Source organism: Pseudomonas sp. m6p (genome assembly GCF_055760375.1).
Genome location: NZ_CM147084.1, coordinates 5,365,761 through 5,385,063, shown reverse-complemented (window position 1 = coordinate 5,385,063; position 19,303 = coordinate 5,365,761). Strand labels below are relative to the sequence as shown.

The following is a 19,303-nucleotide window of genomic DNA, read 5'->3' as shown; positions in this document are numbered from 1 at the left end:
TGAAATCAGTTCAGAAATTGTTGCAGCAAGTCGTTGAGGAACAACTGTCCGCGCTCGGTGGCCGCCAGACGTGACGGTTCGACCTGCAACAGGCCACTTTGTTCTGCCGCTGCCCGGCCTTCTGCGAGGCTTTCCAGCGGCAGGCCGGTGCGCTCCGGATACAGGCGCGATTCGACGCCCGAGGTCAGGCGCAAAGCGTTCATCAGAAATTCGAACGGCATCTCGTCGTTGGTCAGCGCTTTTTCGCCAGCCTGGAAGTTTTTTGCCGGATTGAGATAGTCCTTCGGCAAACGCGTCTTCCAGGTGCGCACGATGCGCCCGTCCGGATGGCTGAGCTTGCCGTGGGCGCCGGCGCCGATGCCGATGAAGTCGCCGAAACTCCAGTAATTGAGGTTATGCCGCGCCGGACGCCCGGGCTGGGCATAGGCCGAGACCTCGTATTGCGCGTAACCGTGCGCGGCCAGCAGCGCTTGCCCGGCCTCCTGAATGTCCCACAGCGTATCGTCTTCCGGCAGCACCGGCGGCTGGTTCCAGAACACCGTGTTCGGCTCCAGTGTCAGCTGATACCAGGAGATGTGCGTCGGTTTCAGTTCGATGGCCTGGCGCAGGTCGCTCAAGGCATCGTCCAGCGACTGGTCGGGCAGGCCATGCATCAGATCGAGGTTGAAGTTATCGAACCCGGCCTGACGCGCCATACCTGCCGCGCGCACCGCTTCGTCGCCGTTGTGGATACGTCCGAGGGCTTCGAGTTTCTGCTGCTGGAAGCTCTGGATGCCGATCGACAGGCGATTGATCCCCAGCTTGCGGTACGCGACGAACTTCTCTTGCTCGAAGGTGCCTGGATTGGCCTCCAGGGTGATCTCGATGTCGTGCGCAAACGGGATGCGCTGCTCGACGCCTTTGAGCAGGCGCCCGAGGGCTTCGGCGCTGAACAGACTCGGCGTACCGCCACCGAAGAAGATCGAACTGATTTCACGGCCGTACACCGCGTGCAGGTCCTGATCGAGATCGGCCAGCAACGCGTCGACGTATTCCTCTTCCGGCAGCACCGGGCTGGCGGTGTGCGAGTTGAAGTCGCAATACGGGCATTTGCGCACACACCACGGAATGTGGATGTACAGCGCCAGAGGCGGCAGCGTCGGCAGCGGCGCCCGAGGCGAAGAGGCGCCGCCGATGATCAGCGACGACGCGGGGTGACTATCGGTCATTTCAAACCCAGACGCTGGCGCAGCAGATCCATTGCACGGGCGCGGTGGCTGATCTGGTTTTTGTCGGCCGGGCTCAGTTCGGCGCTGGACACGTCACGCTCCGGCACCCAGAACAGCGGGTCGTAGCCGAAACCGTGCTCGCCGCTGGCGGCGGTCAGGATGCGCCCGTGCCACAGGCCTTCGCAGAGAATCGGCAGCGGATCATCGGCATGCCGCACCAGTGCCAGCACGCAGACGAACTGCGCCCCACGCTCGGCTTGTGGCACGTCTTTAAGCGCGTCGAGCAGTTTGGCGTTGTTCGCCGCATCGCCCTTGCCGTCGGCATAGCGCGCCGAGTAGATGCCCGGCGCGCCGCCAAGGAAATCCACCGCCAGGCCGGAATCGTCAGCCAGCGCCGGCAGCCCGGAGATGCGCGCGGCATTGCGCGCCTTGAGGATCGCGTTCTCGACGAACGACAGACCGGTTTCTTCCGGTTCGACCTTGCTCCATTCGCCGATCGAGCGCAGTTGCACCGAGTCGCCGAGCATGGCCTGGAGTTCCTTGAGTTTGCCGGCGTTATGGCTGGCCAGTACGAGTTGCGTGAGGTTCATCATTCGCCGGGAAAGAGTTCTTGGTTGAAGTTGATGGTGTTGATCTTGTCACCGTTCTGCACCTTGATTTCAAAGGTGCGGGTTTCCTGCTGTTCCACCGGATACTGGGCGATGTAGTAGATCGCGCCTTGTTCGGTGACCTGGCGGAAGTTCAGGGTCACGCTCTGGCTGGTCAGGTCTTTGATCGTGCCAGTGACGTTGGCGATCAGCGGTTTGCCGTCCTTGATCACCGAGACGTTGATCACGCCCTGGTTCTTGCTGCGGATCAGCTCGGCTGCCTTGGCGATCTCGGGTGTCAGGAAGGTCGAGTTGAAGGTGTTGTAATGCACGGTAACGTCACCGAACACTTCCTTGCGTTCGCCCTTGATGGCATCGGCGGCCACCGCCGACAGACTCAGGCAGGCGGCCAATAGCACAGTAATCAAGCGACCCATGATCGTTCTCCTCGAAATGTCGTGGTTCAGACCGCGACCCGATGATCTGCAAGCACCGGGCTGCTGACGCGGTAGATACCAATCTCACCTAACAGATTAGGCCATAGCTTACTGGCCCACCCGTGGCGGTGCTGTTGATCCACGGCAAGCCGATCAATGACCTTCGCATCACGTTCGCGACAAAGTTCTTCAAAGTCTTCGAAGGTGCAGAAGTGAATGTTCGGCGTGTTGTACCAGGTGTACGGCAGAAATTCCGACACCGGCATGCGGCCCTTGCTTGCCAGATACCAGCGGCAGCGCCAGTGACCGAAGTTGGGGAAGGTGATGATGCACTGACGACCGACCCGCAGCATTTCGTCGAGGATCTTGTCCGGGTAATGCACGGCTTGCAGGGCCTGGGTCATGACGACGATGTCGAAACTGTTGCTGGCGAAGTTGCCCAGCCCTTTGTCCAGGTCCTGCTCGATGACGTTGATACCCTTGGCCACGCATTCGGCGATGTTGTCGGCGTCGTTTTCCAGGCCATAACCGGTGACATTCTTGTTGTCGCGCAGCCAGGTCAGCAGTTCGCCGTCGCCGCAGCCGAGGTCGAGCACGCGGCTGCCGGCGGGGATCCATTCCTGGATGATTTCCAGATCAGCTCTCATGGCTTGTTCACACCGTAATTCGGTTCATGTAATTGCCGAACGCCTGCAAATAGCGCGGGATCGGAATCAGGAAGGCGTCGTGGCCCTGGGGTGCATCGATTTCCAGGTAGCTCACGTCTTTGCGTGCCGCCATCAGCGCGTCCACCAGCTCCCGCGAGCGAGCCGGGGAGAAGCGCCAGTCGGTGGTGAATGACATCACGCAGAACTTGGCGGTGGCGTTTTCAAAAGTTTTCGCCAGGTTATCGTCGAAGTTCGCCGCAGGATCGAAGTAGTCCAGGGCTTTGGTCATCAACAGATAAGTGTTGGCATCGAATCGTCCGGAGAATTCTTCACCCTGATAGCGCAGATAGCTTTCGACCTGGAACTCGACGCTGTGGAAGTCGTAGTTGAGCTTTTCGCTCTTCAGGCCGCGACCGAATTTCTCGCCCATCGAGTCGTCGGACAGGTAGGTGATGTGCCCGACCATCCGCGCCAGCATCAGCCCACGCTTGGGGATCACACCTTGTTCCTGGAACGAACCGCCGTGGAATTCCGGGTCGGTGAGGATCGCCTGACGCGCGACTTCGTTGAAGGCGATGTTCTGTGCCGACAGCTTGGGCGCCGAGGCGATAGCCAGGCAGTGACGCACGCGATCCGGGTAGGTGATAGTCCACTGCAAGGCCTGCATGCCGCCGAGGCTGCCACCGATCACGGCGGCGAACTGACGAATGCCGAGCCGGTCGGCCAGACGCGCCTGGCTGTGCACCCAGTCTTCTACGGTGAGCACCGGGAAGTCGGCGCCGAATGGCTTGCCGGTTTCCGGGTTGATACTGCTCGGGCCAGTGGAGCCGTTGCAGCCGCCCAGATTGTTCAGGCTGACCACGAAGAACTTGTTGGTGTCGATCGGTTTGCCGGGGCCGATGCAGCTGTCCCACCAACCGGGCTTGCGGTCGTCGACGCTGTGATAGCCGGCGGCATGGTGATGCCCGGACAAGGCGTGGCAGATCAGCACGGCGTTGCTCGCCTGTGCGTTCAGCGTGCCGTAGGTTTCGTAGATCAGGTCGTAGGCGGGCAGCGAACGGCCGCAGGCCAAAGCCAGAGGTTCACTGAAGTGCGCCGTTTGCGGCGTCACCAGACCAACAGAATCGGGGGGAAAGGCAGCTGGCATCGACCCTGCTCTCGTTGAAATGAGGCGTAAGTCTAAAGACCGGGGGGGTTAGCGGCAAGCAACGATAAGGCCTGATCGTTGATTGAGCGAAGTCCTTGTGGTGAGGGGATTTATCCCCGATGGCTGCGTAGCAGCCCTGTAATCTTTGGCCGTACCGAGAGAATGGGGTTGGCAGCAACAAGGGGGCCGCTTCGCGACCCATCGGGGATAAATCCCCTCACCACAGTGGATCAGACCGGACGCACCAGATCAGGCAACTCCGGCAGCTTCTTCGGTGCACAGATCTTCACCCGTTTCTGCCGGTTCAACTCGCCGCTGAGCAAACTGACCTGGCTTTTGGACACCCCGAAAGCCTTGGCCAGAAAGCCCATCAGATACGCATTGGCCTTGCCCTCGACCGGCGGCGCCGTGAGGCGGATCTTCAGGCGGTCACCGTGCAGCCCGGCGAAATCATCGCTGCGGGCTGCCGGTTGCAGATGACATTCGAGGATCAAATCGTCCCCATCCCAGCGAAACCAGCTCACATCAGCAGGCGCAGGATTTCCGGCATCATCGTCATCGCCGCCAGATTGTTGATCACCAGCATGTCGATCAGCTTCAGCGCGAGGAAGGCGAAGATCGGCGACAGGTCCAGACCGCCGAGGTTCGGCAGAATCTTGCGGAACGGTGCCAGCGCCGGCTCGCAGATCTGGTTGACCAGTTCAGCGCCCGGGTTGTGGCTGCCTGGGGCGACCCACGACAGGATCACGCTGATGATCAGGGCGAAGAAGAAGATCTTCAGGAACAGCGCGATCACGCCGATGATCGACCAGATGAACAGCTGCAGCGGGTTACCGGTGGTGCCGTAGGTCAGCAGCAGGGTCAGGGCCATCAAGGCCAGTTGCACCAGAATTGCCAGCACCAGCGATGACATATCCAGGCCGAACAGGCTCGGGATGATCCGGCGCAGCGGCTTGAGCAGCGGCTGGGTGGCCTTGACCACGAACTGGCACAGCGGGTTGTAGAAATTCGCCCGCACCAGTTGCAGGACGAAGCGCAACAGCACGATCAGCAGGTACAGGCTGCCGAGGGTTTGCAGCACGTAAACCGCTGCGGTGTTCAATCCAATCATGTAAGGCTCCTTATTTGCCCAGTTGTTCGGCCATTTCGGCCGAGCGGTGCGCGGCGGCGCCGAGTGCTTTTTCCACCAGGGCTTCGAAGCCATTAGCCTGGAATGATTTGATCGCGGCCTCTGTGGTGCCATTTGGCGACGTCACGCGACGGCGTAGTTCGGCAGCGTCGACATCGCTGGATACCGCCATGTGCGCGGCGCCCAGCGCCGTTTGCAGGGTCAGTTGTTCGGCGATTTCTTTTGGCAGGCCGAGTTTGACGCCGGCAGCGGTCATCGCTTCGATCAGCAGGAAGAAGTACGCCGGGCCGGAGCCGGAGACGGCGGTCACGGCATCGAGTTGCTGCTCTTCGTCCAGCCACAGCGCAATGCCCACGGCGGACAGCAGCTCTTCAGCCTGCTGACGCTGTTCGGCAGTCACTTCGCTGGTGGCGTACAAACCGCTGACGCCCTGACGCAGCAGCGCCGGGGTGTTCGGCATGCAGCGCACGATCGGCTGCTCGCCGAGCCACGCAGTCATGCTCGCGCAGGTGATGCCGGCTGCGATCGACACCACCAGTTGCTGCGGTTTCAGGCTTGGACGGATGGCTTCGCACACGGCTTTCATCGCCTGTGGCTTGACCGCCAGCACGATCACGTCGACACCGTCGATGGCCTGCGCGTTGTCAGCGAAGGTTTCGATGCCGTGTTCGGCGCTGACGCGTTGGCGGGTTTCTTCACCCGGATCGCTGGCGCGGATGTGGCTGGCTTGCAGACCCTTGGCGCGCAGGCCGCCGATCAGACTGGCGGCCATGTTGCCGGCACCGATAAAGGCAATACGTGTGTTGCTCATGTCAGGTCCTTTTTCAGATGGCTGTCGGTCATTGCTGACCGTAATCTCTGGCACCAAACAGGGCGGTACCGATCCGCACCCAGGTGGCGCCTTGGGCGATGGCCGACTCGAGGTCGTGGCTCATGCCCATGGAAAGTGTGTCGAGCGGCAGATTCAGGCTGGCCTGCAAACGTTGCACGGCAGCAAAAGCGGCGTCTTGTTCGGCGCGATCTTCGGTCGGCTCGGGAATCGCCATCAGCCCGCGCAGTTTCAATCGGGGCAGGGCGCTGATGGCCTCGGCCAGCGCCGGCAGGTCGGCCGGGGTGCAGCCGGACTTGCTGGCCTCACCACTGACGTTGACCTGAATGCAGATGTTCAGCGGCGGCAGCTCGGTCGGGCGCTGCTCGGACAGGCGTTGGGCGATTTTCAGGCGATCCACGGAGTGCACCCAGTCGAAATGCTCGGCGATAGCGCGAGTCTTGTTCGATTGAATGGGGCCGATGAAGTGCCAGATCAAGGGCAGGTCGGCCAGTTCGAGCTGTTTGCCCAAGGCTTCCTGCAGATAGTTCTCGCCAAAGTCACGCAGGCCGGCGGCGTAGGCTTCACGCAGGGCCTGCGCCGGTTTCGTCTTGCTGACGGCGAGCAATTGAACGCTGTTTTCGTCACGACCGGCCGCTTTGGTCGCGGCCTGGATACGCGAACTAACCTGGAGAATGTTGTCTGCTATCGTGGACATCAAGAGGCGCCGGCGGTCTGAAGGTTCGCGGCATTCTACTGGAATTGAGGGACGCTATGGATATCACTGAACTGCTGGCGTTCAGCGCCAAACAGGGCGCTTCCGACCTGCACCTGTCGGCCGGTCTGCCGCCGATGATCCGCGTCGATGGCGATGTACGGCGGATCAATCTGCCGGCGCTGGATCACAAGCAAGTGCACGAATTGATCTACGACATCATGAACGACACCCAGCGCGTCGACTTCGAGAAACACCTGGAAACGGATTTCTCGTTCGAGGTTCCCGGCGTCGCGCGTTTTAGGGTCAATGCGTTCAACCAGAACCGCGGCGCCGGTGCGGTGTTCCGCACCATCCCGTCGAAAGTGCTGAGCATGGAAGACCTCGCCATGGGCGATGTGTTTCGCAAGATCACCGATGCGCCACGCGGGCTGGTGCTGGTGACCGGGCCGACCGGCTCCGGCAAATCGACCACGCTGGCGGCGATGATCGATTACCTCAATACCCATCGCCATCACCATATCCTCACCATCGAAGACCCCATCGAATTCGTCCACGAATCGCGCAAATGCCTGATCAATCAGCGCGAAGTCCATCGCGATACCCGCAGTTTCGCCACGGCATTGCGCTCGGCGCTGCGCGAAGACCCGGACGTGATCCTGGTGGGGGAGATGCGCGACCTGGAAACCATCCGCCTCGCACTGACTGCCGCCGAGACCGGGCACCTGGTATTCGGCACGCTGCACACGACGTCGGCCGCCAAGACCATCGACCGAGTTGTCGATGTGTTCCCGGGCGACGAGAAGTCCATGGTGCGTTCAATGTTGTCCGAGTCGCTGCTGGCGGTGGTGTCGCAAACGCTGATCAAGAAGATCGGCGGCGGGCGGGTGGCGGCGCATGAAATCATGCTGGGAACGTCGGCGATCCGGAACCTGATCCGCGAGGACAAGGTGGCGCAGATGTATTCGGCGATTCAGACCGGTGGGTCGTTGGGGATGCAGACACTCGACATGTGCCTGAAGGAGCTGGTGACCAAGGGCTTGATCAGCCGCGAGCATGCGCGGGAAAAGGCGCGTACGCCGGATAATTTCTAAAGGCCAAAAGCAAAAGATCGCAGCCTTCGGCAGCTCCTACAGTGATTTGTGTAGGAGCTGCCGAAGGCTGCGATCTTTTGATCTTGATTAGAAAGCTTAGCGCTGAACCACGCGCATCTGCTTGCCGCCCGGTTCTTTCGGCAGCACACGCTTGGCAACCACGTAGTGCTGTTCCCAGTACGGCTTGTTCAACGTATCGATGCTGACCGCTTTGCCACGGCGTGGTGCGTGGATGAAGCGGTCGTTGCCCAGGTAGATGGCAACGTGGTTGACCCGACGGCTCTTGATGTTGAAGAAAATCAGGTCGCCCGGTTTCAGGTCCTTGCGTTCGACTTTCTCGCCATGCCCGCTGGCCATGGCGTTGGAGGTACGTGGCAGGTCGAACGTGGCGTCGTTGAACGCATATTTGACCAGACCGCTGCAGTCGAAGCCTTTACTTGGGCTGCTGCCGCCCCAACGGTAGGGAGTACCGAGGACGTTCACCGCACGGCTCAGGACGTTGCTGCTTTCCTTGTTGGCCATCGGTGGCACCAGCTTGCCGTGACTCTTGCTGGCGAGCGTGGTGTGTTTCGTTTGTTTGCTGCTTTTGCTCGAAGGAGCCGAAGCATGGGATTTAGGGGTGAAACCGTTAACGTTGGGAAGACGTTGCTCACGATTGGTGGCGTGGGCGGCCAGTGGCATTAATAGGCAAATAGTTAGCCATGTCTTGAAAAATGGTCGCATTAGGCGTGGCTCTTAGGTGGTAGCGCGCAACTTTATAACAGCTTTTTTGTCCCTTCCGAGGCCGTTGGTCGATTCAATCGGGAGGCAACGGAACCAAACAAGCGGCAAATGGACGCGATTGTCCGACAGAAGTCCGGTGGTATAAGGCTTTGACGGACGACACAGTAACATTTGCCGTACGTCGGCTCCCTGTAAAAAAGTCACAAAGAATTAAAGAAAATTTATCTATCGAGTGAATCGAGGTCTTCATGAACCGCTATCAGCAGGTCGCTGCACCGCAGGATACCCACAGCAAAATCATCGGTTATCTGCTGTGGATTTTTGGTTTCACCGGCGCTCACCGCTTCTATTACGGCAAGCCGGTGACCGGGACGATCTGGTTCTTCACCTTCGGTCTGCTGGGCATTGGCTGGCTGATCGACGTGTTCCTGATCCCGGCAATGGATCGCGAGGCGGATCTGCGTTTCACCGCAGGGCCGATCGAATACAACGTGGCGTGGATTCTGCTGACGTTCCTGGGCGTGTTCGGCGTGCACCGGATGTACCAGGGCAAGTGGATCAGCGGGTTGCTGTATCTGCTGACCGGCGGGTTGTTCTTTATTGGTGTGCTGTATGACTTCTGGACCCTGAATGATCAGGTGTCGGTGCGCAACGCGCAGAATCGCGGCGCCTTTCAGTAACCTGTGGCGAGGGGATTTATCCCCGATGGGGCGCGTAGCGGCCCTAAAACATTCAACCGCGGAGGAACTGAAATCACCGCGGTTGTAGATCGAGGGCTGCTGCGCAGCCCATCGGGGATAAATCCCCTCGCCACAATGTCCCTCAGCAGCCGGTTACGCCTGGTGGCTGATCCGCCCGTCCACCAGCGTATAGCGCACCACGCCCGGCAGGCTGTGCCCGAGGAACGGGCAGTTCTCGCCCTTCGACAGCCAGCCTTCGCCGGCCACGGTGGAGGCTTTCGGGTCGAACAGCACGATATCCGCCGCACCACCGACTTCCAGTTTGCCCGCCGGCAAACGCAGTGCATCCGCAGGCCCGGCACTCAGGCGCGCCAGCAAGGTCGGCAGATCCAGTAAACCATCCTCAACCAGCGTCATCGCCAGCGGCAGCAGCAATTCCACACTGCTGATGCCCGGCTCGGTCGCGCCGAACGGTGCCAGTTTGGCGTCGCGTTCGTGCGGCTGGTGATGGCTGGAGATCGCCGAAATCACCCCGGACTTCACCGCTTCACGCAGGCCGTCGCGGTCGGCGCGGGTGCGCAGCGGCGGTTGCACGTGATACAGGCTGCTGAAGTCGATCAGCGCTTCATCGGTAAGGATCAGCTGATACAGGGCGACATCTGCAGTGACCTGCAAGCCACGGGCCTGCGCCTGAGCGATCAAGGCCACGCCGCGCGCGCTGGTCAGTTGGCTGAAGTGCGCGCGCACGCCAGTCTGCTCGACCAGCAGCAGATCGCGAGCCAGAGCCACGGTTTCCGCGGTTTCCGGAATCCCCGGCAGGCCGAGGAAACTGGCAACCGCGCCTTCATGGGCCAGACCGCCATCGGCCAGATCGTGATCCTGCGAATTGAAAATCACCGTCAGGTCGAAAGTGGCCGCGTATTCCAGCGCCCGGCACAGGGTGCGGGTGTTGCGGAAACTCTCCAGGCCATTGCCGAACGCCACACACCCGGCGTCGCGCAGCGCCACCAGCTCAGCCAACTGTTCGCCGTCCAGGCCTTTGCTCAGCGCGCCGATCGGAAACACCTTGGTGTTGCCGGCTTCGCGGGCGCGGTCGAGGATCAGTTCGGCCACGGCCGAGGTATCGAGTACCGGTTTGGTTTTCGGCGGGCAGCACAGACTGGTCACGCCGCCCGCCGCCGCCGCGCGGGTTTCGCTGACGATGCTGCCTTTGCGGCTGTAGCCCGGTTCGCGCAGGGCGACGTTCAGATCGACCAGCCCGGGCGCGGCAACGAGACCTTGAGCGTCGATGGTTTCAACGGCAGTGAAACCGGCGGGTGCGGCGCCGAGGGCGACGATCTTGCAGGCTTCAACGTGGATATCGGTGATTTGATCCAGGCCGCTGCTTGGATCGATGACGCGGGCGCCGAGAATGCTGAGCTTCACTGGGCGTTCTCCTGCTCGAATTGGCGCTGGGCGGTTTGCCCGCTCATGGCCATGGACAGCACGGCCATGCGGATCGCAATGCCGTAGGTGACTTGATTGAGGATCACTGAGTGCGGGCCGTCGGCCACCGCGGACTCGATTTCCACCCCCCGGTTGATTGGCCCCGGGTGCATGACGATGCAATCGGGCTTGGCCCCGGCCAGACGCGCGGTAGTCAGGCCGAACAGGCGGTAGAACTCGCCTTCGCTCGGCAGCAGGCCGCCGCTCATGCGCTCACGCTGCAGGCGCAGCATGATCACCACGTCGACGTCCTTCAGGCCTTCATTCATGTCGGTGTAGACCTTGACCCCGTACTGCTCGATGCCGATCGGCAGCAGGGTCTTCGGCGCGATCACGCGGATGTCAGGGCAGCCCAGGGTCTTCAGGGCCAGCATGTTCGAGCGCGCGACCCGCGAATGCAGGATGTCGCCGACAATCGCCACCGAGAGGTTTTCGAAACCGCCCTTGTGCCGACGGATGGTGAGCATGTCGAGCATGCCCTGGGTCGGGTGCGCATGACGGCCGTCGCCGCCGTTGATGATCGCCACCTGCGGGCAGACATGCTCGGCGATGAAGTGTGCGGCGCCGGAATCACCGTGGCGCACGACGAACATGTCGGCGGCCATGGCCTCGAGGTTGCGCAGGGTGTCGAGCAGGGTTTCGCCCTTGCTGGCCGACGAGGTCGACACGTTCAGGGTGATCACGTCCGCCGACAGCCGCTGGGCCGCCAGTTCGAAGGTGGTGCGGGTGCGGGTGGAGTTTTCGAAGAACACGTTGCACACGGTCTTGCCGCGCAGCAACGGGACCTTCTTCACCGCCCGGGCACCGACTTCGAGGAACGAGTCGGCAGTGTCGAGGATTTCCGTCAGCAACTCGCGGCGCAGGCCGTCGAGCGAGAGGAAGTGGCGCAGCTGGCCCTGATCATTGAGCTGCAGCGGGCGCTTGGTATCTAGAGGCGTCATCGCGAGGGGGACTCTCAATAAGGGCGGGTTAAGGATTCAGGTCTTGCAGTTCGAGCGTCAGCGGCTCCGGGCCGGACAACTTGACCCGCTCATTGGCGGCCAGCGACAGGGTCGCACCCACCACGTTCGGGCGGATCGGCAGCTCGCCGGCGTCCAGGTCGAGCAGGCAGACCAGGGTCACGCTGGCCGGGCGGCCGTAGTCGAACAGTTCGTTCATGGCGGCGCGGATGGTCCGGCCACTCATCAATACGTCGTCGATCAGCACCAGGTGCTGGCCTTCGATCTCGAAGGGCAGGGCCGACGGACGCACTTGCGGGTGCAGGCCGTTCTGGCTGAAGTCGTCGCGGTAGAAGGAAACATCCAGCGTGCCCAGCGGCGCGTCACTGCCCAGTTCCTTGAGCAGGGCCTGTGCGACCCAGATACCACCGGTGCGAATGCCGATGTAACGCGGCTCGCGGATATCACGCTGTGCAAGGTGCGCCTTGAGGCGGGTCGCCATCTGGCTGATCAGATCGGCGGGATTGGGCAGGCTCATGGATGCTCCTTCGTGATTCCGAGCCGCGTCCTGCCGGACGTGGCTGGGTTTATAACCAAAAGAAAAGCGCCGAAGCGCTTGTCAGGATTCAAACAATGCAGTGTTTTCATCGAGCCAGCCCTGCAGCAGCAGAGCGGCGGCGATGGCGTCCACCGGGTTGTCGCGGTAACTGCCTTTCTGCCCGCCACGCACCAGTCGCTCACCCTTGGCTTCAAAGGTGGTCAGGCGTTCGTCGTGGGTATAGAAGGGCACATTGAAACGGCCATTGAGACGGCGGGCGAATTTCTCCGCGCGCAGGCACATCTCGCTGGGCGTGCCGTCCATGTTCAGCGGCAGGCCGACCACCACGGCGTCGGGTTTCCATTCCTTGAACAGCGCTTCGACCTGATTCCAGTCGGGCACGCCGTTCTGCGCTTTCAGGGTGCACAGCTCACGGGCCTGGCCGGTAATCACCTGGCCGACCGCAACGCCGATCTGTTTGGTGCCGTAGTCGAAGCCGAGAATCAGGCGCAGGGCCATCAGGCGTGCCCCGCCTGACTGGTCAGCAGGCTGAGGTTGATCCCCAGATGCCGTGCCGCCGCTTCCAGACGCAGCTCGCTGCTGGTGTTGAACAGGATGTCGGCGTCGTACGGGCAGGTCAGCCAGGCGTTGTCGGCCAGTTCGGCTTCCAGTTGCCCGGCTTCCCAACCGGCGTAGCCGAGGGTGATCACGCTTTTCACCGGGCCCACGCCGTCAGCGATGGCGAACAGCACGTCCTGCGAAGTGGACAGCGCCAGATCACCTTCGAGCTCAACGGTGGCCTGAAAGGTCTTGCCGGCCGGGTGCAGGACGAAACCGCGATCAGTCTGCACCGGGCCGCCGATGAAGATCGGCACATGCTGGCACAGCGCTGGCGGATCGATGTCCGGGCGCAATTGCTCGAGGATGTCAGCCAGATTCAGCTCTTGCGGTCGATTGACCACCAGCCCCATGGCGCCATTGGCCGTGTGCTCGACGATGTAGGTCAAGGTGTGGGCAAAGTTCGGGTCGGCCATATGCGGCATGGCGATCAGGAAATGATGCTTGAGGTAGCTGGGGCTGACGTTTTTCATGAGCGATAGTGTGGCGTTCAAGGGGCGAACTGACAAGCTGAGGATCAGAGAACAACGCAGATCCATTGTTGAAGTTGAACCTTTGTGGTGAGGGGATTTATCCCCGATGGGGCGCGAAGTGGCCCTCAATCCATTGACGTGATATGCCTGACATACCGCGTGTGCTGGTTTTGCGACTGCTTCGCAGCCGATCGGGGATAAATCCCCTCACCACAAAAAACCTGTATGCCGGCGGTCAGTTGCTGGAAAGCTTGTCGCCCCGGGCGAATTTCCAGGTGCGGATGATTTCCAGTCGGTCGATATCCGACAGATCGCCGGTAAACGGCGCGAACGGCGCCGCCAGTCGGACGATGCGCTGCGCCGCCTGATCCAGCAGCGGCTGGCCGGAGGATTCCAGCACCAGCACTTCATACAGCGAGCCGTCGCGGTTGATCGAAACCATCAGGCGCAGGTTGCCGTAAATCTGCTTGCGCCGCGCTTCTTCCGGGTAATTGAGGTTGCCGATGCGCTCGACCTTCTTGCGCCAGTCATCCTTGTACCAGGCGCCCTTGTCGCGCATGGTCGAGGCCGCGCTCAAGCGGTGAATCCGCGGGCGCTTGGCGTACAGCTGCTGTTCGTTGGCCAGTTCGGCTTCGAGGCTGGCGATGTCGCTGGACAGCTGCGAGCTGTCGAATGTCGGCGCGTTGACCGCAGGCTTGGTTTCGGTTTTGGTTTCTTCTTTCTTGGTCGGCGCCTTTTGCTGTTTCGGCGCCACCGTGGTCACCGCAGCTTTCGGCGCGGCCTCGCGTACTTCCGGCTTGGCGGCCGGAGGCGGGGTGACTTTCTTGACCTGATTGTCCTGGAACGGCGCGACCTCGGTGGTCTTGGGAATCGCCTTCTTGTCGAGGGTGCCGCTGCCTTCCTGGTTTTCCTGAGCGAGGAAATCAGCCTTCTTCGGCTTGGTTTCGCTCTTGAAGGTGGCGAGGGTGATTTCCAGGGTTTTGCTGATTTGCTTGGGTTCGACCATGGTAAAGCCGACGCCGAGCAGCAACGCCAAATGAATCAGCGCCGCGAGAAACAGGGTAAAACCGAGGCGATCGGCCGGGCGCACGCCACGCTGGGCGAGTTCTGCGGGCAGATCGGACGGGAGGGTCATGACAAGAAAACCAACATCGCGTTTTTCAGAGGCTGCGCATGATAACGCAATGTTGGTTTCACGCCTTGGGCTTCACGCTTCAAGCGACAGACTGCATGTGACGTGCATCAAGCTTGTGGCTTTTTGCCGGCGGCTTGCAGCTTCTTGTCGATCGCGTCCATCAGCATGCCGCCGATGTCGGTGCCGAACGCGTTGTCGATTTCGCGGATGCAGGTCGGGCTGGTGACGTTGATTTCCGTCAGGTGCTCACCGATCACATCCAGACCGACGAACAGCAGGCCTTTCTCACGCAGGATCGGGCCGACTTGCGCGGCGATCCAGCGATCCTTGTCGGTCAGCGGCCGCGCTTCACCACGACCACCGGCCGCGAGGTTGCCACGGGTTTCGCCTTGAGCCGGAATTCGCGCCAGGCAGTAATCCACCGGCTCGCCGTCGATCATCAGGATGCGTTTGTCGCCGTCGACGATGGCCGGCAGGTAGCCCTGAATCATGATCTGCTGCTTGCCGTGCAGCGTCAGGGTTTCAAGGATCACCGACAGGTTCGGGTGACCGGCGGTATGACGGAAGATCGACGAACCGCCCATGCCGTCCAGCGGCTTGAGGATGACGTCGCCATGGTGGTCGGCGAACTCACGCAGCACGTCCGGACGACGGCTGACGATGGTCGGCGGCGTGCACTGCGGGAACAGCGTGGCGAACAGCTTTTCGTTGCAGTCGCGCAGGCTCTGCGGTTTGTTGACCACCAGCACGCCGGCGGTTTCGGCCTGTTCCAGCAGGTAGGTGGAGTAGACGAACTCCATGTCGAACGGCGGATCCTTGCGCATCAGGATCACGTCCAGGTCGCTCAGCAGGTTGTCCTGCTCGGCGTCCAGTTCGAACCATTTTTCCGGGTTGGCGAAGACTTTCAGCGGCTTCATGCGCGCCCGGGCCTGACCTTCGGCCTGATACAGGTCGCGCTGCTCCATGTAGAACAGTTCCCAGCCACGTTTCTGCGCGGCCAGCAGCATGGCCAGCGAGCTATCCTTTTTATAGGAAATGCTGGCGATAGGGTCCATGACAATCCCGACGCGAACGCTCATTGGGTTTTCCTCGACAATTGGCTACCGGATCGGTATTGAAAAAGTGCCGCCAGAGTGGCGCTGGCAGGGTTTTCGGTCAAGGAAAAACCCGTCGATAGATTGCATCTGGAGACTGTGCTAAAAAGGCTGGCATAGCGTGCTGGCCCTTGAGCATCAAGGGTTTCCAGCCATTACTCATCGCAAAACGGACAATTTGATTCGCAAAGGCGACGGTAGAGCCCCCTTATGGAACAGCAGTCCAGCGCCTTGAAGGTCATGGTGATCGACGACTCGAAAACGATTCGTCGCACCGCCGAAACGCTGTTGAAGAATGTGGGCTGCGAGGTCATCACGGCCATCGACGGCTTCGACGCGTTGGCCAAGATCGCCGACAACCACCCCGGGATCATTTTTGTCGACATCATGATGCCGCGTCTGGATGGTTATCAGACCTGCGCTTTAATCAAGAACAACAGTGCGTTCAAGGCCACGCCAGTGATCATGCTGTCGTCGCGTGACGGGCTGTTCGACAAGGCCAAGGGGCGGATTGTCGGTTCTGATCAATTTTTGACCAAGCCTTTCAGCAAGGAAGAACTGCTCGACGCGATTCAGGCCCACGTTCCGGGCTTTGCCGCCGTTTTGCCGCAGTAAGACACGTACAGTGACGCTTGGCCAGCGGGCCGGGAGTCGACAAGAAAAATGGGGAAGACCATGGCACGTATCCTGATCGTCGATGATTCGCCGACTGAAATGTACAAACTCACCGGCATGCTGGAAAAGCACGGCCATGAAGTGCTCAAGGCCGAAAACGGCGCCGACGGCGTGGCCCTGGCCCGTCAGGAAAAACCCGACGCAGTGTTGATGGACATCGTCATGCCCGGCCTCAACGGCTTTCAGGCCACCCGGCAACTGACCAAGGATGCCGAGACCAGCCATATTCCGGTGATCATCATCACCACCAAGGATCAAGAAACCGACAAGGTTTGGGGCACGCGCCAGGGCGCGAAGGATTACCTGACCAAACCGGTCGAAGAAGACATGCTGATCAAGACCCTGAACAACGTGCTGGCCGGTTGATCGCGCGGCCATGAACCAGTCGCTGACCGCGTTCGAGCTGCTGTGGCAGATCGACCAGCGCTGCCGTCTGCTGGCGGCGGATCTGCCGTCGCAGCCCGGCCGTCAGGATCGCTGGAGCGGCATCGGCTTTCGCCTCGGTGAGCATTGGTACGTCACGCCGATGGGTGAAGTCAGCGAAGTGCTGCACGAACCGCGTTGCACTCAATTGCCCGGGGTCAAGCCGTGGGTCAAAGGGGTGGCTAACCTGCGTGGGCGCTTGCTGCCGATCATGGACCTGTGCGGCTTCTTCGGCCACGAGCTGTCACCGCTGCGCAAACAGCGGCGGGTGTTGGTGGTGGAGCACAACGACGTGTTCGCCGGGTTGCTGGTGGATGAGGTGTTCGGTCTGCAGCACTTCGAGCAGGACAGCTTCGAGCCGATCTCGATCAGCAAACGCCAGGGTTCCAAGGCCGAGTTCGTCAAAGGCTATTTCCGGCGCGAGCAGAACTGGCGGGTGTTCAGCCTGTTTGCGCTGGCCAGGTCGCCGGTGTTCATGAGCGTCGCGATATAGCCGAAGCACCATAAATCTATGGGGTGGGAGTCTGTGGCGAGGGGATTTATCCCCGATGGTTGGCGAAGCCAACCCAAAACCTGCATTCGCGATGTTCCAGATACCACTCAGTTTTGGGGCCGCTGCGCGACCCATCGGGGATAAATCCCCTCACCACAAATCCCACAGTGGACCGTGGCAGGTTTCATAGGCGAGGACCGATGACAAAAGCAAAAACAGGCAAGTCGGCAGAAGGGTCGCGCAGTCGTTCGCAGATCATCGTGCTGTTCATCGCACTGATCGTGTTCATCATGCTGCTGTTCGCCAACTTCGCCTATCTCAACACCCAGGCCAATTACGACAAGCAGTACATCGGCCACGCCGGTGAACTGCGGGTGCTGTCGCAACGCATCGCCAAGAACGCCACCGAGGCCGCCGCCGGCAAGGCCGCTGCGTTCAAGCTGCTGAGCGATGCGCGCAACGATTTTGCCCAGCGCTGGGGTTACCTGAAGAAGGGCGACCCGGCCACCGGCCTGCCACCCGCGCCCGCCACCGTGCGCCCGGAAATGCGCGCCGTGCAGCTGGACTGGGAACGCCTGCTGAAAAACACCGACGCGATTCTCTCCAGCGAACAGACCGTACTCTCGCTGCATCAGGTCGCCGCGACCCTGGCCGAAACTGTGCCGCAGTTGCAGATCGAATACGAAAAAGTCGTCGAAATTCTCCTGCAACGCGGCGCCCCGGCGGCGCAAGTGGCGATGGCCCAGCGTCAATCGCTGCTGGCCGAACGCATTCTCGGCGCGGTCAACACCGTGCTCGCTGGCGACGAAAATTCGCAGCAGGCCGCCGACGCTTTTGGCCGCGACGCCACCCGTTTCGGCCAGGTGCTCAACGGCATGCTGCAGGGCAACCCGACCCTGAAAATCAGCCAGGTCGAAGACCGCGACGCCCGTGCGCGCCTGAGTGAAATTTCCGAGCTGTTCCAGTTCGTCTCAGGCTCCGTGGACGAAATCCTCGAAACCTCGCCGGAGCTGTTCAAGGTCCGTGAATCGGCGAGCAACATCTTCAGCCTGTCGCAGACCCTGCTTGATGAGGCTTCACACCTCGCCAGCGGTTTCGAAAACCTTGCCGGCGGGCGCAGCACCGACACCATTGGCGGCTACGTGCTGGGCTTGCTGGCGCTGGCCTCGATCATCCTGATCGGCATGGTCATGGTCCGCGAAACCAATCGCCAGTTGCGCGAGACCGCCGAGAAGAACGAGCGTAACCAGAACGCGATCATGCGCCTGCTCGACGAGATCGAAGACCTCGCCGACGGTGACCTGACGGTGACCGCCTCGGTGACCGAAGACTTCACCGGGACCATCGCCGATTCGATCAACTATTCGGTCGACCAACTGCGCGATCTGGTCGCGACCATCAACCTTACTGCCGGCCAGGTGGCTGCCGCCGTGCAGGAAACCCAGGCCACTGCCATGCACCTGGCCCAGGCCTCGGAGCATCAGGCGCAGCAGATTTCCGAAGCCTCGACCGCGATCAGCGACATGGCCCAGTCCATCGATCAGGTGTCGGCCAACGCCGCTGAGTCCTCGGCGGTGGCCGAGCGTTCCGTGGAAATTGCCAACAAGGGCAACGAGGTGGTGCACAACACCATCCACGGCATGGACAATATCCGCGAACAGATTCAGGACACCGCCAAACGCATCAAGCGCCTCGGCGAGTCGTCCCAGGAAATCGGCGACATCGTCAGCCTGATCGACGACATTGCCGACCAGACCAACATCCTCGCGCTCAACGCGGCGATTCAGGCCTCGATGGCCGGGGACGCCGGACGCGGTTTTGCCGTAGTTGCCGATGAAGTGCAGCGGCTGGCCGAGCGCTCGTCCGCCGCCACCCGGCAGATCGAAACGCTGGTGAGGGCGATTCAGACCGACACCAACGAAGCGGTGATTTCCATGGAGCAGACCACCACCGAAGTGGTGCGCGGCGCCCGACTGGCGCAGGATGCCGGAGTGGCACTGGAAGAAATCGAAGGCGTTTCGAAAACCCTCGCCGCGTTGATTCAAAGCATCTCCAACGCGGCGCAGCAGCAGACCTCGTCGGCCGGGCAGATCTCGCTGACGATGAACGTGATTCAGCAGATCACCACGCAGACCTCGTCCGGCTCCACCGCCACCGCCGAGAGCATCGGCAATCTGGCGAAAATGGCCAGTCAGCTGCGCCGTTCGGTATCCGGTTTCACCTTGCCGTCGGCGTCCGCGACGGACAAGGCGTGAG

Annotated in this window: 23 protein-coding genes; 6 read left to right on the top strand and 17 right to left on the bottom strand. The window is 61.2% G+C overall.

Annotated elements, in window-relative coordinates; translation table 11 throughout:
• Positions 1–5: 5 nt before the first annotated feature.
• The 9 genes from hemW to ACYZUM_RS24575 form a co-directional block, all read right to left on the bottom strand.
• The gene (gene hemW, locus ACYZUM_RS24615; RefSeq protein ID WP_108184095.1) at positions 6–1,208 is read right to left on the bottom strand and encodes a radical SAM family heme chaperone HemW; all 1,203 of its coding nucleotides are present in this window, start codon (positions 1,206–1,208) and stop codon (positions 6–8) included.
• Positions 1,205–1,801: an RdgB/HAM1 family non-canonical purine NTP pyrophosphatase gene (gene rdgB, locus ACYZUM_RS24610; protein ID WP_041063545.1), complete on the bottom strand. Its 597-nt coding sequence runs from the start codon at positions 1,799–1,801 to the stop codon at positions 1,205–1,207. The genes hemW and rdgB overlap by 4 nt, the downstream gene beginning before the upstream one ends.
• Entirely contained in the window at positions 1,798–2,232 is a 435-nt protein-coding gene (locus ACYZUM_RS24605) for a DUF4426 domain-containing protein (protein WP_086792263.1), read from the bottom strand. The genes rdgB and ACYZUM_RS24605 overlap by 4 nt, the downstream gene beginning before the upstream one ends.
• 26 nt (positions 2,233–2,258) lie before the next feature.
• A complete protein-coding gene (gene metW / locus ACYZUM_RS24600) occupies positions 2,259–2,879 on the bottom strand; it encodes a methionine biosynthesis protein MetW (protein WP_003229126.1) in 621 nt (206 codons plus the stop codon).
• Positions 2,880–2,886: 7 nt separating this feature from the next.
• On the bottom strand, positions 2,887–4,026 hold the full coding sequence (metX, locus tag ACYZUM_RS24595) for a homoserine O-succinyltransferase MetX (RefSeq protein WP_041063539.1): 1,140 nt from the start codon (positions 4,024–4,026) through the stop codon (positions 2,887–2,889).
• 230 nt (positions 4,027–4,256) lie between these two features.
• Complete coding sequence (locus ACYZUM_RS24590; protein WP_108184094.1) at positions 4,257–4,550, bottom strand: DUF167 domain-containing protein; 294 nt, start codon at positions 4,548–4,550, stop codon at positions 4,257–4,259.
• On the bottom strand, positions 4,547–5,137 hold the full coding sequence (locus ACYZUM_RS24585; protein ID WP_108184093.1) for a YggT family protein: 591 nt from the start codon (positions 5,135–5,137) through the stop codon (positions 4,547–4,549). Before ACYZUM_RS24585 ends, ACYZUM_RS24590 begins: the two co-directional genes overlap by 4 nt.
• Before the next feature lie 10 nt (positions 5,138–5,147).
• Positions 5,148–5,966 carry a pyrroline-5-carboxylate reductase gene (gene proC / locus ACYZUM_RS24580; protein ID WP_027610579.1) on the bottom strand — a complete coding sequence of 273 codons (819 nt, stop codon included), beginning with the start codon at positions 5,964–5,966 and terminating at the stop codon, positions 5,148–5,150.
• Positions 5,967–5,994: 28 nt separating this feature from the next.
• On the bottom strand, positions 5,995–6,681 hold the full coding sequence (locus tag ACYZUM_RS24575) for a YggS family pyridoxal phosphate-dependent enzyme (RefSeq protein ID WP_108184092.1): 687 nt from the start codon (positions 6,679–6,681) through the stop codon (positions 5,995–5,997).
• Between the two features lie 56 nt (positions 6,682–6,737).
• Here ACYZUM_RS24575 and ACYZUM_RS24570 point away from each other — a divergent pair, with 56 nt between their 5' ends.
• Complete coding sequence (locus ACYZUM_RS24570) at positions 6,738–7,772, top strand: type IV pilus twitching motility protein PilT (protein WP_041063525.1); 1,035 nt, start codon at positions 6,738–6,740, stop codon at positions 7,770–7,772.
• A gap of 96 nt (positions 7,773–7,868) precedes the next feature.
• Here the strand turns inward: ACYZUM_RS24570 and ACYZUM_RS24565 are convergent, their stop codons facing one another.
• Entirely contained in the window at positions 7,869–8,495 is a 627-nt protein-coding gene (locus ACYZUM_RS24565; protein WP_108184091.1) for a C40 family peptidase, read from the bottom strand.
• Positions 8,496–8,743: 248 nt separating this feature from the next.
• Between ACYZUM_RS24565 and ACYZUM_RS24560 the strand changes: the two genes are divergently transcribed.
• The gene (locus ACYZUM_RS24560; RefSeq protein ID WP_007964113.1) at positions 8,744–9,175 is read left to right on the top strand and encodes an NINE protein; all 432 of its coding nucleotides are present in this window, start codon (positions 8,744–8,746) and stop codon (positions 9,173–9,175) included.
• 153 nt (positions 9,176–9,328) lie between these two features.
• Here the strand turns inward: ACYZUM_RS24560 and ACYZUM_RS24555 are convergent, their stop codons facing one another.
• The 7 genes from ACYZUM_RS24555 to gshB form a co-directional block, all read right to left on the bottom strand.
• The gene (locus ACYZUM_RS24555; protein WP_108184090.1) at positions 9,329–10,600 is read right to left on the bottom strand and encodes a dihydroorotase; all 1,272 of its coding nucleotides are present in this window, start codon (positions 10,598–10,600) and stop codon (positions 9,329–9,331) included.
• Positions 10,597–11,601, bottom strand: coding sequence for an aspartate carbamoyltransferase catalytic subunit (locus ACYZUM_RS24550; RefSeq protein WP_041063517.1), 1,005 nt, complete (start codon positions 11,599–11,601; stop codon positions 10,597–10,599). The genes ACYZUM_RS24555 and ACYZUM_RS24550 overlap by 4 nt, the downstream gene beginning before the upstream one ends.
• Before the next feature lie 28 nt (positions 11,602–11,629).
• Positions 11,630–12,136 (bottom strand): bifunctional pyr operon transcriptional regulator/uracil phosphoribosyltransferase PyrR, encoded by a 507-nt coding sequence (gene pyrR, locus ACYZUM_RS24545; RefSeq protein WP_108184089.1) that lies wholly within the window; start codon positions 12,134–12,136, stop codon positions 11,630–11,632.
• 81 nt (positions 12,137–12,217) lie between these two features.
• The gene (ruvX, locus tag ACYZUM_RS24540; RefSeq protein WP_003229101.1) at positions 12,218–12,655 is read right to left on the bottom strand and encodes a Holliday junction resolvase RuvX; all 438 of its coding nucleotides are present in this window, start codon (positions 12,653–12,655) and stop codon (positions 12,218–12,220) included.
• Positions 12,655–13,227 (bottom strand): YqgE/AlgH family protein, encoded by a 573-nt coding sequence (locus ACYZUM_RS24535; protein WP_108184088.1) that lies wholly within the window; start codon positions 13,225–13,227, stop codon positions 12,655–12,657. The genes ruvX and ACYZUM_RS24535 overlap by 1 nt, the downstream gene beginning before the upstream one ends.
• Before the next feature lie 235 nt (positions 13,228–13,462).
• Positions 13,463–14,362: an energy transducer TonB gene (locus ACYZUM_RS24530; RefSeq protein WP_041063513.1), complete on the bottom strand. Its 900-nt coding sequence runs from the start codon at positions 14,360–14,362 to the stop codon at positions 13,463–13,465.
• Between the two features lie 107 nt (positions 14,363–14,469).
• On the bottom strand, positions 14,470–15,441 hold the full coding sequence (gene gshB, locus ACYZUM_RS24525; RefSeq protein ID WP_108184087.1) for a glutathione synthase: 972 nt from the start codon (positions 15,439–15,441) through the stop codon (positions 14,470–14,472).
• A 225-nt stretch (positions 15,442–15,666) separates the two neighbouring features.
• Here gshB and pilG point away from each other — a divergent pair, with 225 nt between their 5' ends.
• The 4 genes from pilG to ACYZUM_RS24505 all read left to right on the top strand — a co-directional run bounded on the left by pilG (position 15,667) and on the right by ACYZUM_RS24505 (position 19,302).
• The gene (pilG, locus tag ACYZUM_RS24520) at positions 15,667–16,071 is read left to right on the top strand and encodes a twitching motility response regulator PilG (protein WP_041063509.1); all 405 of its coding nucleotides are present in this window, start codon (positions 15,667–15,669) and stop codon (positions 16,069–16,071) included.
• Between the two features lie 60 nt (positions 16,072–16,131).
• Positions 16,132–16,497: a twitching motility response regulator PilH gene (pilH, locus tag ACYZUM_RS24515; RefSeq protein WP_025109154.1), complete on the top strand. Its 366-nt coding sequence runs from the start codon at positions 16,132–16,134 to the stop codon at positions 16,495–16,497.
• A gap of 10 nt (positions 16,498–16,507) precedes the next feature.
• Positions 16,508–17,047: a chemotaxis protein CheW gene (locus ACYZUM_RS24510; RefSeq protein ID WP_108184085.1), complete on the top strand. Its 540-nt coding sequence runs from the start codon at positions 16,508–16,510 to the stop codon at positions 17,045–17,047.
• A gap of 200 nt (positions 17,048–17,247) precedes the next feature.
• Positions 17,248–19,302, top strand: coding sequence for a methyl-accepting chemotaxis protein (locus tag ACYZUM_RS24505; protein ID WP_108184083.1), 2,055 nt, complete (start codon positions 17,248–17,250; stop codon positions 19,300–19,302).
• The last annotated feature ends 1 nt before the right edge of the window (position 19,303 follow it).